The sequence below is a fragment of the Paucibacter sediminis genome (assembly GCF_030254645.1).
In the GTDB taxonomy this organism is placed as follows: Bacteria; Pseudomonadota; Gammaproteobacteria; order Burkholderiales; family Burkholderiaceae_C; genus Paucibacter_B; species Paucibacter_B sediminis.
Window position 1 is genome coordinate 820,840 of sequence record NZ_CP116346.1, and the last position, 14,861, is coordinate 835,700.

Here is a 14,861-nt window from a genome sequence, read left to right on the forward strand (position 1 = left end):
CGGGTCCGATTATGGGCGCTCAGTTATTGGGCGCACCGGCCGCGATCCAGGCCTTGATCTGCTCGATCGTCGCGGCATCCAGATAAGGGCCGCCGAAGGGCATGCGCGCGCCGCTGATGCCGGGCCCGCCCTCCAGCTTGCGTATCAGGTAGCTGTTGGCGGCGTCGCCGGGCTTGACGCGCTTCAGGCTCGGCTGCTCCAGGCTGTCGACGTTCACCAGCGCCGCGAAGCTGCTGCCGGCGCTCAGGTTCTGCGAGCCGGGCAAGGCACCGCCGGCCGGCTGCGAACCATCGTGACAGCCGGAACACCGCGCCGTGAACACCTGTTGCTGGAGCTGCGTCAGGGTCGGCGCCGCCGGCGCGTGGTTGGCCACCGTCACGTTCACCGCGGCCGAGCTGCCCACCGCGTTGTTGACATTGGTGGCGGTGGCGGTGATGGCGGCGCTGCCATCGGCGATCAGGGTGGTGTCCCAGCTGATCGTGTAGGGCGAGCTGGTGGCCACGCCCAGCGACTGGCTGCCATTGGCGAAGAACTCCACCTTGCTGATGCGCAGCGCATCCTGCACCGTGGCACTGAGCGTCACCGTGCCGGCGAGGCTGCCGGTGGGCACCGTCAGGCTCACCACCGGCGGCACATTGAGCACCGGCGGCGTGGCGCCCAGGTCGATGCGGCCATAGGCACCGCCGCTCTCGTCGTTCACGCCGGCGGCATAGAACAGCGTGTTGTGCGGCTGGTTGCTGGCATCGTTGCCGAAGCTGAGGCCCCACAGCCCGGGCAGGGCGAAGGCCACGCCCGCGGCGTCGCCCAGGGTGCCGACGAAGGTGCCGCTGGCGGGGTCGTAGGCATGGATGCGGCCGTCACCGAAATTGCCCACCAGCAGGGCATTGCTGAGCGTGCCGAAGTCGGCCGGCGCCAGCGCCATGCCCCAGGGCGAATTGAGCGCGCCGCCGACGTCGACCAGGCGCCTGACGAACACGCCATTGGCATCGAACACATTCACCAGGCCGAGGCCGGCACCGTTGACGTTGTCGATGCTGCCGGCCGCGCCCTGCCTGGCATAGCTGACATAGAGCTGGGTGCTGCCGCCGGCGCCGTTCTTGATCGCCTGGATGCCGAAGGGCGCATAGCCCGCCGGCAGATTGGCGTCGCTGAAGGCAAAGCGGCCCGCGCTGGGCGCCTGCTTCTGGTAGCTGGCGTCGAACACATCGACCTTGGCCTTGGCGAAATCGGCGGCGTAGAGGAAGTTGGCGCTGCCGTTGCTGGCGATCGCAAGGCCCTTGTAGACCGCGCCGCCGGTGTCGGCAAACATGGTCAGCGCATGCGTGCCGTCCACGCTCGCGGCCCAGCCGGCGATCATGCCGCCCTCGCCCGCGAAGATGAAGGCGGCCGGCGCCGACTTGCCGGCGGCCGCGACGACGAAGTCCGCGCTGCCGTTGAAGACCATGCCGGTGGGGCTGAAGGCGGCCCCGCCGGCACTGGGCGCCAGCGCCACCACGCGCGGCGTCGCCACCGGTTGGGCCTTGCCATTGCCGTCGTAAATGGTCGAGCTGGCGGTGGCGGCATTCGCCACCCACATCGGCGAGGTGGGCCCCAGCGCCAGGCCCCAGGGGTTGACGAGGTGGCTGTCGACGGACTGCGCGTTGCCGCCCGCCGCATTCGCCACCAGCAGGGTGTTCGAATAGGCGCTGGGCGCGCTCACCGTGAGGGTGGCCGACTGCGTGCTGCTGCCGGTGTAGGCGGCGCCCGCGCACATCAGCGTGTAGACGACGGCGCCGACGCTGCTGGGCGTGACCGCCTGGCTGCCGCTGGCCGGCTCCGTGCCCGACCAGCCGCCACTGGCGGTGCAGGAGGTGCCATCGCTGGACTTCCATGTGAGCTGTGCGCTTTGCCCCAGCACGATGTTGCCGGGCTGCACCGCCAACGTCAGCGTGGGCGGGGGTGGTGGCGGTGGGGGCGGCGGTGGGGGCGGCATGCCGCTGTCGCCGCCGCCTCCTCCTCCGCAAGCGGCGAGGCCGCAAGCCAGCAGCAGGCCGAGTACTTGCCAGGGCCGCGGCTGGATGAGTGAGCCATGCATGTTCAGGTTCATCGCTGAGCTCCTGCCGATGATGTTTGGTGCGGTAAGTGCCGCCAGCCGCCTGCGGGGTTCATTGCGGCAACAAAAACATTTGCGCGCGCACTGAACCCCGGGGCCGCCGAGCTGGCACTTACCGCCAATCACGCCGAGGAGCTGCCCATGCCAAGAGGATCCCTGCCGCTGGCCACGATGCTGGCGACCCTGCTGGCGGCATGCGGCGGCAGCGGCGAAGGGCTGGACGCCAACGGCCGCCCGCTCACGCCCGGCGGCGGCAGCGGCGGGCCGCTGAGCGCCGACTTCGGCGCCATCCAGCAGCATGTGTTCACGCCCATCTGCAGCGTCTGCCATGCCGGTGGCGCGGCGCCGCAGGGCCTGCGCCTGGACGCCGCCAACAGCTACGCCATGCTGGTGGGCGTGGCCAGCACCGAGTCTCCCGGGGTGTTGCGGGTGGCGCCCGGCGACCCCGATCGCAGCTATCTGATCCAGAAGCTGGAGGGCCATGCCGCGGTGGGTGCGCGCATGCCGCTGGGCGGGCCCTATCTCGATGCCGACACCATGGCGCTGCTGCGGCAATGGATCGCGAACGGCGCCCAACGGGGAACATGATGACGATGAAGCGCATCCTGCTGCGGGCGCTGGCCCTGCTCGCCCTGCTGGCCCTGGCGGCACTGCACGGGCCGGCCCGCGCCGAACCCTATCTGGCGCTGCGGCAGGGCTGGGCCTGCAGCGCCTGCCATGTCAACGCCACCGGCGGCGGGCTGCGCAACGCGCTGGGCAATGCCTTCGCCCAGAAGATGCTCGCCGCCCATGAACTGCCGGACAGCTGGCCCGACTGGAGCGGCAGCATCGGCACGCGCCTGCGGCTGGGGGCCGATCTGCGCGACAGCTGGTCGCGCATCAGCGTGCCGGGGCAGGCCAGCCAGAGCCGCCAGGGCCTCGATCAGTTGCGTCTCTATGCCGACCTGCTGTTGCTACCCGACTGGCTGAGCGTCTCTCTGGACGAGCAGCTGGCGCCGGGCGCCGCGCAGCGGCAGGAAGCCTATCTGCGGCTCAGCCATGCGGGCGCCTATCTGAAGGCCGGGCAGTTCTACCTGCCGCTGGGCTGGCGCCTGCAGGACGCCAGCAGCCTGGTGCGCGAGGTCAGCGGCATCGGCATGACGACGCCCGACAAGGGCGTCGAGCTGGGGCTGGAGCGGCCGGGCTGGTCGGCCCAGCTGGCCTATAGCAAGGGGCCGGGCAACGCCGGCACGGACGCGGGCCATCAATGGACCGGCCAGCTGGTCTGGCTGGGCAGCGAGGGCCGCATCGGCCTGGGCGGCGTGCGGCTCAGCTCGGCGGCCGGCGATCGCAGCGTGCTGGCCGGCTTCGGCGGCTGGCGGTTCGGCCCGCTGGTGCTGCTGGGCGAGCTGGACCTGATTGCCGACGACGGCTACCCGGAGGGCCGGCGCCGCCTGATGGCCGGCCTGGCCGAGCTCAACTGGGGCTGGCGCCGCGGCCACAACCTGAAGTTCAGCGCCGAGAGCTACGACCCCGACCGCCACGTGCGCGAGGACCAGAAGGCCCGCTTCAGCCTGGTGTACGAGTACACGCCCCTGCCCTTCCTGCAGCTGCGCGGCGGGCTGCGCCGCTACCAGGGCATCCCGCAGAACGCGCTGGACCACCGGCGGCTGATCTTCCTGGAGCTACACGCTTTTATCTGAGGGCGCGGCGCGCATCGGCAGGTAGAGCTCGACCTCGTTGTGCGCGCTGGCGGGATCCAGCGGCGCGCGCAGATAGCGCTCGAAGGGCGGGATGCGCAGATCGGGCTCCAGCGCCTCGATGCGCAGGCGCTGCATGCCCTGGTACCAGGCCGTCTCGAGCGCGGCGAGCGGGCCCTGCAGCCGCAGCACATAGGCGCGGTGCGCGGGGATCTCATGCTGCAGCTGATCGCCGACGGCCTCGCCAGGCACGCCGATACGGCAATCGGTGCGGCGCTGCTTGATCTGGGTGCGCAGGTAGACGGCCAGGGCCTGGCCGTCGCCGGGCTGGCCCGCCGCCTGCAGCTCGGCACGCAAGGCGGCAACGACGCCGGGCACGGCGGCCGGCAGATCGGCCAGCGGCCCGCGGTAGGGCCGGCAGGCGCAGCGCTGCGCCGGCAGCTCGCGCACGCCCAGGTAGCTGATCGTGTAGGCCTGCTCGGGCCGGTGCTCGAGCTGCGCCGCCAGCCGACTCAGGCCATGGCGCAGATCCAGCGCCAGCATGCCCTGCACCGTCTTGGCAAAGGCGCGCATGCTAAAACCGACGCGGCCGCGCAGCGACCAGTGCACGCGCGTGCCGCCCGGCACCGCCTCGAGCTGCCAGCGCGTGCGGGCGCGGAACTTGAAGGGTTCCAGGCAGGCCAGGCTCATGTCGACGCCATCGCTCTTGCGCAGCCGCGTCAGCGTGAGCCGGCCCACGCCCGCCGCGCCCTGCTCCCAGGCCAGCGCATGGCCGGGCTGCCCGGCCGTGCCGCTCAGCAGCACGGGCGCCGCGCGCGCATGTTCCAGCCAGGGGTTCCAGGCCTGCCAGCGGGCGAAGTCGAGCAGCTGGGCGCGCAGCGTCTCCAGCGGCACCGCCAGCACGCGCACCTCGTCCACGCGCAGCCGGCCGCTGAAGCGCCCCATATAGGCCAGCAGGGCGACGATGCAGAAGGCGGGAACGAAGAGCAGTGCAGTCATGCCGGATGCATCCCGCCCACTACATCATGCCCATGGCCTTGGGTAGCACCAGGGTCAACCAGGGCCAGTAGGTCACGATCACCAGGAACACGATCATGGTCAGCAGCCAGGGCATCACCGCCTTGGTCAGCTCGGTGATGCCGAGCTTGGAGATGCCCGAGGCCACGTAGAGGTTGAGCCCGACCGGCGGGTGGCACAGGCCCACCTCCATGTTGACGTCGATCAGGATGCCGAAGTGCACCGGGTTCACGCCCAGTTGCACCGCCGCCGGGAAGAAGATCGGAGCCATGATCAGGATGATGGACGAGGGGTCCATGAAGTTGCCGGCCGCCAGCAGGATCAGGTTGACCACGAACAGGAAGCCGTGCTGGCCCAGGTCCATGCTCAGCAGCCAGTCGGCCAGGCGGTGCGGCATGTTCTCGTTGGCCAGCACGAAGGAGAACAGCACCGCGTTGGTGATGATGTAGAGCAGCATCGCCGACATATTGGCCGAGTCCAGCAGCACGCGCGGCACGTCCTTGAGGCGCAGATCCTTGTAGACGTAGATGGAGACGAAGAAGGAATACACCGCCGCCATCGCCGCCGCCTCGGTGGCGGTGAACATGCCGGAGTAGATGCCGCCCACGATGATGACCACCAGCATCAGGCCCCACACGCTCTTGCGGAAGGCCTGCAGGCGCTCGCCCCAGGTGGCGCGCACCATGCGCGGGTAGTTGTTCTTGCGGGCGATGTACCAGGTCACCACCGCCAGCATCAGCGCCAGCGTGATGCCGGGCAGCAGGCCGGCCACGAACAGCGCGCCGATCGAGGTGTTGGTGGAGATGGCGTAGATCACCTTGGGGATGGAGGGCAGCATCAGGATGCCCAGCGAACCCGCGGTGATGATGACGCCGGCGCCGAAGCGCATCGGGTAGCCATGCGCCACCATGGCCGGCAGCACGATGGAGCCGATCGCCACCACCGTGGCCACGCTGGAGCCGCACACCAGCGCGAACATCGAGCAGGCCAGGATGGAGGCCAGCGCCAGGCCACCGTGGAAATGGCCCACCATCGAGGTGGCGAAGTTGATCATGCGTTTCGCCACCCCGCCATGGGTGAGGAAGTTGCCGGCCAGGATGAAGAAGGGCACGGCCATGATTTCCCACTTCTCGATGCCGGTGAACAGCTTCATCGCCACCGACTCCACCGGCACCTGGGTCATCGTGAAGATGAAGGTGAGCACGGTGAGACCGAGCGAGATCGAGATCGGCATGCCGGTGAGCATGAGGGCCAGCAAGAGCCCGAAGATGATGACGGCGTTCATGGTCTTAGGCCTTCTTCTCGATCAGGGTGTGATCGGCTTGCGCGCTGTCCACCCCTTCCACATAGGCGTGGTCGTGCACCGGCAGTTCACCGGTACGCCAGAACGCCACGCAGACCTGCACGAAGCGATAGCACATCAGCGAGGAGCCCAGCGGCACGGCGGAATAGACCATCCAGGTGGGCCATTCCAGGTCCGGCGTGGTGGGGCCCTCGGGCACGTCGCCGATCGGCATACCGAACAGCTGCAAAAAGGCGTGGTGGGCGCCGTTCTCCCACACGAAGTGGCCGCCCAGGTAGGCGATCGAGGCGGTGAAGACGGCGCCGGCGACGAGGCCGAACAGCACCACCTTGGAACGCCAGGCCGGGCTGAGGCGGTTCACCACCACGTCCACGCCCACATGGATGCCGGTGCGCACGCCATAGGCGGCGCCGAACTTGCACATCCACACGAACATGATGATGCAGAGCTCCTGCGCCCAGCTCACGTCCATGCGCAGGGCCCAGTCCTGGATATAGGGCACGCCCGCCAGATAGCGGTGCACCACGGCGGCAAAGATCACCAGGGTGGCCGCCGCCATCAGGAAGGCGATCAGCCATTCCTCCAGGTGGTTGAGGAAGCGATTGATCATGATGCGGGCTCCGTCTGCGCGGGCTGATGAGGATTACTTCGGAGCGACGAAGCCGGCGGCCTTGTAGACGGCCTCGACGGTGGCCTTGCCGACGCGCGCCTCCATCTCCTTGTGCACCGGCATCAAGGCCTTCTTCCACTCGGTCAGTTCGGCCTGGGTGGGCATGTAGATATTGGTCTTGCCGCTGTTCTTGATGGCGGTGAAGGCTGAAGCGTTCTCGGTGCTGGCGATCGCGTTGGCGTAGGTGCTGGCCTCCTTCATGGCGCCCTCGAGCTGGCCGCGGATGTCGGCCGGCAGGCCGTCCCAGAACTTCTTGTTGACGATCACCGCATAGGCCAGGTGGCCGTGGTTGGAGACGGTGATGTGCTTCTGCACCTCGAAGATCTTCTGGGTGTAGAAGTTGGAGGCCACGCCCTCGGTGCCGTCCACCACGCCGGTCTGCAGGGCCTGGTAGAGCTCGCTGAAGGCCATCACCTGCGGGATCGCGCCGAGTGCGCGCATCTGCGCGTCCAGCACCTTGCTGGACTGGATGCGCATCTTCATGCCCTTGAAGTCCGCCACGTTGTGCAGGGGCTTGTTGGCGCTCATGATGTGGAAGCCGTTGTCCCAGTAGGCCAGGCCCTTGATGCCCTTGGGCTCCAGCTTCTTGAACAGATCGGCGCCCACCGGCCCGTCGGTGACGGCGCGGAAGGCCTCGGTGTCCTTGAACACAAAGGGCAGGTCGAAGACCTCGAAGTCCTTCACGCCCAGCGGCCCGAACTTGGCCAGCGAGGGCGCCAGCATCTGCACCGAGCCGAGCTGCAGCGCCTCCATCTCTTCCTTGTCCTTGTAGAGCTGGCTGTTGGGGTAGAGCTCCACCTTGACCTTGCCGCCGGTGCGCTGCTCGGCCAGCTCCTTGAAGCGCTGGGCGCCCTTGCCCTTGGGCGTGTCGGGCGCCACCACATGGCTGAACTTGATGACGATGGGCGCCTGCGCCTGGGCCGGCGCGAAACCGGCCAGCGGCAGGGCCAGGGCGGCGCCCAGCAACAGGCGACTGGAAGTGCGGCGGGTCAGCGAGGTGAAGCGTGATGTCATGGCGGTCTCCGGGTGGATGGTCGGCAGCGTCGGGTGCATGGCCGTTTTGGGGCAATTGTGCGAAGCGTGCCCGCTCGCGGGTAGTTGTGGAGTTCCACATTTGTGCGTGCGCGCCGCGTTCTGGGGCGCGGCCGTCCGTAGACTGCGGCCATGCTCGCGACGACAGCCGCCCCAACTTCGCGCCTGCGCCGCGCCTGGCGTGCGTCGCTCTGGGCGCTGCCGCTGGTGCTCTCGCTGCTGTTCGTGGCCGGCGTGCTGGCCTGGGTACATGCCAACGATGCCGAGGAGCTCGAGCAGCAGCGCCTGACCCTGATCTCCGACGCGCTCAGCGCCGAGGCCCAGCTGCGCGCCCGCCTGGACGCCGAGGTCCAGCAGGTGCATCTGCTGGCCGCCGCGCTGCAGGCGGTGCAGCCCGGCAGCGAGGCGCTGGCGGCGCGCCCCGAAGTCAACGCCGGCCTGCGCCGGCTGTGGCTCTCGGCCACCTGGCTGGACGGCCGCAACCGCGTGCTGGCCCAGGTGCCGCAGTCCAGCGCCGAGCGGTCCGCGATGGCCGAGGACGGCCTCTCGCTGCACCTGGTGGCGCCGGTGGGCGCGCGCGGCGAGGGCGGCACCCTGGTGGTGCGCTACGCCCCCTCGCTGCTGCTCAAGCGCGGCATCCCCTGGTGGCTGGCGCGCAAATACGATGTGCAGATGGTGGACAGCGCCGACCAGGTGATCGCCTCCAGCACCGAGGGCCCGGGCCGCATGGCGCAGGGGCGGCGGCCGAGCTACCGCGTCGCCTTCGTCGGCCCCCTGCGCGCCGGCCCGCTGGCCGAGGCCGCGCTCAGCGACGCGGCCCTGGAGCTGACGCTGCGCGAGCCCGGCAGCACCACGCTGAAGCCGCTGGCCTGGGTGCTGATCGCCGGCTTCCTGCCGCTGGTGGCGGTGGCCAGCTGGCTGCTGCGCCGCCAGGTCAGGCAGGTGCGGCGCGCCGAAGCCGCCTGGCGCACCGAGGCGGCCTGGCGCCGCGCGATGGAAGACTCGGCCCTGGTGGCGCTGCGCGCGCGCGATGCCCAGGGCCGGCTGCTCTATGTGAACCGCACCTTCTGCGAGATGGTGGGCCTGCGCGCCGACGAGCTGGTGGGCCTGGCGCCGCCGATGCCCTACTGGCCGCCCGACACCCTCGACGAGGTGATGCAGCGCAACCAGCGCAACCTGGCCGGCCACGCGCCGCGCGAGGGCTACGAGGCGCGCTGGCGCCACCGCGACGGCCATCTGCTGGACGTGATGGTGTTCGAGTCGCCGCTGGTCGACGCGGCGGGCCGGCAGGTCGGCTGGATGGGCTCCATCGTCGACATCACCGCGCGCAAGCGCCTGGAGGAACGCGAGCGGCGCCAGGTCGAGACGCTGGCGCACAACGCCCGCCTCACCATGCTGGGCGAGGTGGCCTCGACCCTGGCCCATGAGCTGAACCAGCCGCTCACCGCGATCGCCAGCTACAACGCCGGCATCATCAACTCCCTGGCCAAGCTGGGCGTGGACGATGGCCCGGTGCTGGGCGCGCTGCAGCGCCTGGGCAAGCAGGCCGCCCAGGCCGGGCGGGTGGTGCAGCGCATCCGCGAGTTCCTCACCCGGCGCGAGCCCCAGCATGAGGAATGCGCGCTCAACGAAGTCATCACGGCCGCGGTGGAGCTGCTGCGCAAGGAGCTGCAGCGCGGCCAGATCCAGCTGAGCCTGCAGCTGGCCGATCCCCTGCCCGCGGTGCTGGCCGATGCGGTGCTGGTGGAGCAGGTGGTGATCAACCTGGTGCGCAATGCCGCCGACGCCCTGCAGGCGCAGCCGCTTGATGCGCAGCAGCGACCGCGCCGCATCGAGATCCACAGCCGCCTGATCGCCGGCGAGGCGCTCAGCTTCGTGCGCGTGGACGTGCTGGACAACGGCCCCGGCCTTGGCGGCCTGGGCGTGGAGACGCTGTGCGCGGCCTTCTACTCGACCAAGCGCGAGGGCATGGGCATGGGCCTGGCGATCTGCCGCTCCATCATCGAGGCCCACCATGGCGTGCTGGATGCCGGCGAGGCGCCCGGCGGTGGCGCGCGCTTCTCCTTCAGCCTGCCCCTGCATGCCGACGCGCATGCCCATGACGTGGAGCCCCCCCATGACTGCTGAGGCCAAGGTCTATCTGGTCGACGACGATCCCGATGTGCGCGACGCGCTGAGCTTTCTGCTGAGCTCGCGCGGCCTGCGGGTGCAAGCCTATGACAGCGGGCCAGCGCTGCTGGCGCAGCTGGATGCCGGCCTGCGGCCGCAGGGCGTGTTCCTGCTCGATGTGCGCATGGAGCCGATGGCCGGCACGCGCCTGCACGACGAGCTGCTGCTGCGCGGCCTGCGCAACCCGGTGCTCTTCCTCACCGGCCATGGCGACATTCCCATGGTGGTGGACGCGCTCAAGAAAGGCGCCTTCGATTTCCTCGAGAAGCCCTACAGCGACAACGCCCTGGCCGACCGCATCGAGCAGGCGCTCGCGGTGGACGCGGCGATGCGCGCCGACGGCGCCCAGGCCGCCGAGCGCCAGGCGCGCCTGGCCAGTCTGACCGAGCGCGAGCACGAGGTGATGCTGCGCGTGGCCGCCGGCAAGCTCAACAAGGTGATCGCCGACGAGCTGCATGTCTCGGTGCGCACGATCGAGGTGCACCGCGCCCGCGTCTTCGCCAAGCTGGGCGTGCGCTCGGCGGCCGAGGTGGCGACGCTGCTGGCGCAGGGGGGGTAGCGGCCCACCCCCTACCGGCTGCGCCGGCCCCCTCAAGGGGGCACGCCCGTAGGCCCGGCGGAGCCGGATCCTCGGGCGTCGCTGGGCAGCGCCGGAGCCAGAACGAGCGCTTCCCTCCGTGGGGTGATAGACGTGCCAGGCATGCACACCTCCAATCCATGCCATTCGCCATAACGGCTCCGGCACGCGCATACCCTTAGGCCGCAATTGGCCTGAGCGGCGAAACTTACAAGGTGTCGGATTTGGCAACTTGATAATGCTGTGCGAATTAACAGTCGAACACCAAGAAATCAAGGACTGGCGTGCCCTGCAGCGCGGCCACACGTCCGACGCTAGGGAGACAGCTGCCGGTGTTATCCAGCAGAACTGCGCCCTACAACCAAGTTAGCCATCAAGCCGCATCGCCATGCCCATTGTTCGATTGATTGAAGGGCCCGTAGGGGCTGGAAAGTCGACGTTCTCAGCGTCGCTTGCTACGCGCACCGGCGGCTTGCACATCGCTCTTGACGCCTGGTTTGCAAAGCTGTTCAGCCCAGATCGGCCAACCGGTGATTTCATCCCCTGGTACATGGCGCGAAAAGATCGCCTTCTCGATCTCATCTGGACTCACAGCCAAGCGGTACTAGCCTCTGGATCCGACGTCATCCTTGAGCTTGGCCTTATCCAGCGCCAGCCGCGAATGGACTTTTGTCGCAAGGTGATCGGCGAAGGGTTCGGCCTCATGATCTATGAACTTGATGCGCCAAGAGAAGTGCGCTGGGATCGAGTTCAGCGGCGAAACATCGATAGAGGATCGACGTTTTCCATGATTGTCTCGGAGCAAGTATTCGAACTTGCGAGCAGCATGTGGGAGCCTTCGGATGAGATTGATCGTGAAGAGTGCGAGATTGAGTATGTATCTACTATTTCCGACAAAGAGAGAGATGGCTAACCAGTCGCTCGAGCCGACTCGCGTCGGCAGGCCGCCGCTCGCGGCTCAGCTTCAACGTTAGGCATCACATATGCAGCATGCCCTGTTCTCCCGGCGATTCGAGGAACTCTCCAAGTCGTTTGCCGAGTTGCAGTTCCATCCAAACGGCGGCGGCATGTCCGGCAGCAATGTAAAGGCTGGCGACTGGATGCGTTGGGCAACGAGCGCCCAAAGTCTTGTTCGAGCGGTCTACGGTGAGGACACGCCGCACTATCAGAATCTTGTGAAGGCGATCGCGGACTGCTCCGGTTATGACTACGACGTCATGGCTCTGCGCGGCATCTTTCTTTCTGCAAAGGACGATTTCGATGGTGGATACGTTTTCAATCCAGATTTGCGCGTATCCGGCGAAGTCTTTGGTGACTTTGTAGCCTTGGCAAGGCAGTCGCTTTCTGAAGGCAACAAGGATGTAGCCGCTGTCCTAGCTTGCGCCGCGCTTGAAGATGCTCTGAAGCGGTACGCCGCCGCGAATTCTCTGCCGGTCGAAGGCAAGACCATGTCGGAGGTGGTGAACCTGCTCAAGGCGCAAGGCTTGGTTGCCGGGGCTCAAAAGTCTATGCTCGACACCATGCCCAAGATTCGGAACTACGCACTGCATGCGGACTGGTCCAAGCTGTCGGAACCAGAAGTAGCGAGCGTCATTGCTTTTGTTGAGCAGTTCTTACTGTCGAAATTCAGTGCTGCCTGACCCTGCGCTGGAGCCGACTCGCAACGGCTGGTCACTTCAGGCCCGCCTATTCATTCTGGGCATTCCGTGCCCAGCCGCTACTCGTGGCTCAGCTTGAACGTTAGGCGTCCGAATTCATGCGCTCCACGGCTGTGCTTGTTCTTGTACTTCTGTTTGCCGCGTACGGGGCATTCGCGGTTCCAGTAGTGCTCCACTTTCGCACCTACTGCCGGCGCGTTGCGCATGCAACGAATCGCATTGGTGAGCTCAATGACCAGCGGAGCACTGATGACGGGGGCAACAACGCGTTCGAACGTGAGCAATGGTGGAGCCTGTTACGTGGCGATTTCAAAGAACTCGCCGATCCAAGCCTCGTAGCAGAGGCAGCGAATCTATCCAAGAAGGTTCGGCTTTCGATGCTTCTCGCCGTCGGTTTGGTCGTTGCGTTCCCGTTCGTAGCCGGCCTACGATGACGCCTAACCAGTTACAGGAACTCCCCCCCGCGTCAACACCGTCGCATTGAAGTTTCCTCATCAAGACCTGACCCTTGCCAAGGGCCGTCGTGCACGCCGACGTATTGAATAACTGAACAGAGAACAGACTGCCGCTCTACAGACGGCCTTGTTGCATGCCTGTGCGCATGCGGACCCAGAGACGAACCGCTCAGCGGTTCTCCATTCCGTTCACGTGGACTTGAGCCCAAGGGTACGCGCCAAGCCGATGCCTTGGCCCTGCGTCAGCCCGCTGCCGGTCTGACCTGTCGGTGCATCTGCTGCTGCACGCTTTCGGGTCGCGCTCCTCGAAGCCAAGCGCTATGGACTTGCGCCCGCAGGACGCGCAACATCGCTCACTCGGCCTTCATTCAAGCGCCGATGGGAGACGACGATGGATGCAGCAGCACGCCCCACCTATCTGAAGTTCACCGCACTGAGCTTCGCGCTGGCGGGGCTGTTCGGCTCGGCCGAACTGGCAGCAGGCAGCGGTGCCTACGACCCGCTGCTCTCCGACCCTGGCAATCTGCTCTGCACGCCGGCCGTGGCCGGACGCCCGCCGCTTCTTCAACAGCTCGTGCTGGCGCAGGCCGGGACGAAGAGCGAGACCAAGCCCTTCAAGCCGCAGCCGATGCAGGCGGCCAGCGGCGAGGTGCCGCTCTACGACAACCTGGGCACGCTATCCCTCAAGGTGGGCACGCGCGACGCGAAGGCGCAGGCCTATTTCGACCAGGGCATACGCTGGGCCTTCGCCTTCAACCATGCCGAGGCGCAGCGCGCCTTCCAGGCGGCGCAAAAGGCCGACCCGAAGCTAGCGATGGCCTGGTGGGGCGAGGCACTGGTGCTCGGGCCCAATATCAACGCGCCGATGATGCCCGAGGCGGTGGCGCCGGCCCTGGCCGCGCTTGCCAGGGCGGTCGAGCTGGCCCCCGGCGCGCCGCCGAAGGACCGTGCCTTGATCGCGGCGCTGCAGCAGCGCTACTCGCCCGACCCGAAGGCCGAACGCGCCGCGCTCGATGCCGCCTTCGCCGACGCGATGAAGGCGGTGGCCGCGCAGTACCCGGCCGACGACACCCTGCTCACGCTCTATGCCGAGGCCATCATGGACACCCAGCCCTGGGACTACTGGGAGGCGGCGGGTGCCAAGCCCAAGGGCCGCGCTGGCGAACTGCTCGCGGTGCTGGAGAAGGTGCTCGCGCGCAACCCCAGGCACGCGGGCGCGATCCATCTCTACATCCACGCGGTCGAGGCCTCGACCAGGCCCGAGCGCGCGCTGCCGCATGCGCGCCGGCTAGCCGCCCTGATGCCGGGTGCGGGTCATGTCGTGCACATGCCGGCCCACATCTACTACCGTGTCGGCCTCTACAAGGAATCGCTGGAGATCAACAAGCGCGCCATGGCCGTGGACGAGCAGTACTTCCGCAGCTCGCCGTCGGACCCGATGTACCGCTCGGCCTACTACCCGCACAACATCCACTTCGTGCTGGTCTCGGCGCAGATGGGGGGTGACGGCCCGACCGCGATCGAAGCGGCGGCCAAGCTCGATGCGTCGCTGTCCGACGCGGTGATCGCGCAGTTCGCGGTGCTGGAACCCATCAAGGCCGCGCCCTACCTGGCGCACGCGCTCTTCAGCGCGCCCGAGGTGATCCTCGCCCTGAAGCTGCCGCCGAAGGAGCAGCTGCTGGTCGCCGCGCTGGCGCATTACGCGCGCGCGCTTGCGCTCGCGGCGAAGCAGGACATGGGCGGCGCCCAGCGCGAGATCGACGCCATCGCCGCGCTGGAGCAGCGGGCCGACTTCAAGCCCTACGCCGACTGGGGCGTGCCGGGCAAGGAGATCGTGCAGACCGCGCGTCTGGTTGCGAGCGCGCGCCTCGCGGATGCGCGCGGCGACCTCCCCGGGGCCGCCAAGGCCTATGAGGAGGCCGTCGCGATCGAAGACGCACTCGCCTATATGGAGCCGCCCTACTGGTACTACCCGATCCGCCAGTCGCTGGGCTCGGTCTATCTGCGCCAGGGCAAGCTCGACGCCGCCGAGCAGGCGCTGCGCGACTCGCTGGCCCGCGTGCGCAGCAATGGCTGGGCGCTGGCCGGGCTTGCGGAGGTCTACAAGCGCAAGGGCGACGCGAAGGCCGAGTCCCTGGCGCGCCAGGGCTTTGCGCGCGCCTGGCTCGGCGGCGCTCCCCCCGACGTCGCCCGGCTCTAGGCAGCGGCC

The 14,861-nt window shown here is 68.0% G+C and carries 12 protein-coding genes; 7 read left to right on the forward strand and 5 right to left on the reverse strand.

What is annotated here, in order from left to right; translation table 11 throughout:
* Positions 1-19: 19 nt before the first annotated feature.
* Entirely contained in the window at positions 20-2,086 is a 2,067-nt protein-coding gene (locus PFX98_RS03780; RefSeq protein ID WP_285233845.1) for a TIGR03118 family protein, read from the reverse strand.
* 147 nt (positions 2,087-2,233) lie between these two features.
* Here PFX98_RS03780 and PFX98_RS03785 point away from each other — a divergent pair, with 147 nt between their 5' ends.
* Together PFX98_RS03785 and PFX98_RS03790 are read left to right on the forward strand one after the other, a co-directional pair.
* Positions 2,234-2,680 carry a hypothetical protein gene (locus PFX98_RS03785; protein ID WP_285233846.1) on the forward strand — a complete coding sequence of 149 codons (447 nt, stop codon included), beginning with the start codon at positions 2,234-2,236 and terminating at the stop codon, positions 2,678-2,680.
* A gap of 5 nt (positions 2,681-2,685) precedes the next feature.
* Positions 2,686-3,774, forward strand: coding sequence for a hypothetical protein (locus PFX98_RS03790; RefSeq protein WP_285233847.1), 1,089 nt, complete (start codon positions 2,686-2,688; stop codon positions 3,772-3,774).
* Here PFX98_RS03790 and PFX98_RS03795 read toward each other — a convergent pair.
* The 4 genes from PFX98_RS03795 to PFX98_RS03810 are packed head-to-tail and all read right to left on the reverse strand — an operon-like array spanning position 3,757 to position 7,775.
* A complete protein-coding gene (locus tag PFX98_RS03795) occupies positions 3,757-4,770 on the reverse strand; it encodes an SRPBCC family protein (RefSeq protein ID WP_285233848.1) in 1,014 nt (337 codons plus the stop codon). The two genes, PFX98_RS03790 and PFX98_RS03795, sit on opposite strands and share 18 nt — an antisense overlap.
* Before the next feature lie 19 nt (positions 4,771-4,789).
* Complete coding sequence (locus PFX98_RS03800) at positions 4,790-6,073, reverse strand: TRAP transporter large permease (protein ID WP_285233849.1); 1,284 nt, start codon at positions 6,071-6,073, stop codon at positions 4,790-4,792.
* A 4-nt stretch (positions 6,074-6,077) separates the two neighbouring features.
* Positions 6,078-6,701 carry a TRAP transporter small permease gene (locus tag PFX98_RS03805; protein WP_285233850.1) on the reverse strand — a complete coding sequence of 208 codons (624 nt, stop codon included), beginning with the start codon at positions 6,699-6,701 and terminating at the stop codon, positions 6,078-6,080.
* A 33-nt stretch (positions 6,702-6,734) separates the two neighbouring features.
* Complete coding sequence (locus tag PFX98_RS03810; RefSeq protein WP_285233851.1) at positions 6,735-7,775, reverse strand: TRAP transporter substrate-binding protein; 1,041 nt, start codon at positions 7,773-7,775, stop codon at positions 6,735-6,737.
* A 150-nt stretch (positions 7,776-7,925) separates the two neighbouring features.
* Between PFX98_RS03810 and PFX98_RS03815 the strand changes: the two genes are divergently transcribed.
* From PFX98_RS03815 to PFX98_RS03835, 5 genes are all read left to right on the forward strand, one after another.
* Positions 7,926-9,920 (forward strand): sensor histidine kinase, encoded by a 1,995-nt coding sequence (locus PFX98_RS03815; protein ID WP_285233852.1) that lies wholly within the window; start codon positions 7,926-7,928, stop codon positions 9,918-9,920.
* Positions 9,910-10,521 (forward strand): response regulator transcription factor, encoded by a 612-nt coding sequence (locus PFX98_RS03820; protein WP_285233853.1) that lies wholly within the window; start codon positions 9,910-9,912, stop codon positions 10,519-10,521. Before PFX98_RS03815 ends, PFX98_RS03820 begins: the two co-directional genes overlap by 11 nt.
* Before the next feature lie 406 nt (positions 10,522-10,927).
* Positions 10,928-11,452, forward strand: coding sequence for a P-loop nucleotide/nucleoside kinase family protein (locus PFX98_RS03825; RefSeq protein ID WP_285233854.1), 525 nt, complete (start codon positions 10,928-10,930; stop codon positions 11,450-11,452).
* Between the two features lie 70 nt (positions 11,453-11,522).
* Complete coding sequence (locus PFX98_RS03830) at positions 11,523-12,179, forward strand: DUF4145 domain-containing protein (protein WP_285233855.1); 657 nt, start codon at positions 11,523-11,525, stop codon at positions 12,177-12,179.
* Positions 12,180-13,043: 864 nt separating this feature from the next.
* Positions 13,044-14,852, forward strand: coding sequence for a tetratricopeptide repeat protein (locus PFX98_RS03835; protein WP_285233856.1), 1,809 nt, complete (start codon positions 13,044-13,046; stop codon positions 14,850-14,852).
* The last annotated feature ends 9 nt before the right edge of the window (positions 14,853-14,861 follow it).

Excerpts from the sequence above, each read along its gene's own strand:
- PFX98_RS03835 (WP_285233856.1), top strand. The coding sequence starts at position 13,044 with ATGGATGCAGCAGCACGCCCCACCTATCTGAAGTTCACCGCACTGAGC.
- PFX98_RS03825 (WP_285233854.1), top strand. The coding sequence starts at position 10,928 with ATGCCCATTGTTCGATTGATTGAAGGGCCCGTAGGGGCTGGAAAGTCG.
- PFX98_RS03790 (WP_285233847.1), top strand. The coding sequence starts at position 2,686 with ATGAAGCGCATCCTGCTGCGGGCGCTGGCCCTGCTCGCCCTGCTGGCC.
- PFX98_RS03815 (WP_285233852.1), top strand. The coding sequence starts at position 7,926 with ATGCTCGCGACGACAGCCGCCCCAACTTCGCGCCTGCGCCGCGCCTGG.
- PFX98_RS03800 (WP_285233849.1), bottom strand. The coding sequence starts at position 6,073 with ATGAACGCCGTCATCATCTTCGGGCTCTTGCTGGCCCTCATGCTCACC.
- PFX98_RS03810 (WP_285233851.1), bottom strand. The coding sequence starts at position 7,775 with ATGACATCACGCTTCACCTCGCTGACCCGCCGCACTTCCAGTCGCCTG.
- PFX98_RS03785 (WP_285233846.1), top strand. The coding sequence starts at position 2,234 with ATGCCAAGAGGATCCCTGCCGCTGGCCACGATGCTGGCGACCCTGCTG.
- PFX98_RS03780 (WP_285233845.1), bottom strand. The coding sequence starts at position 2,086 with ATGAACCTGAACATGCATGGCTCACTCATCCAGCCGCGGCCCTGGCAA.
- PFX98_RS03830 (WP_285233855.1), top strand. The coding sequence starts at position 11,523 with ATGCAGCATGCCCTGTTCTCCCGGCGATTCGAGGAACTCTCCAAGTCG.
- PFX98_RS03820 (WP_285233853.1), top strand. The coding sequence starts at position 9,910 with ATGACTGCTGAGGCCAAGGTCTATCTGGTCGACGACGATCCCGATGTG.
- PFX98_RS03795 (WP_285233848.1), bottom strand. The coding sequence starts at position 4,770 with ATGACTGCACTGCTCTTCGTTCCCGCCTTCTGCATCGTCGCCCTGCTG.
- PFX98_RS03805 (WP_285233850.1), bottom strand. The coding sequence starts at position 6,701 with ATGATCAATCGCTTCCTCAACCACCTGGAGGAATGGCTGATCGCCTTC.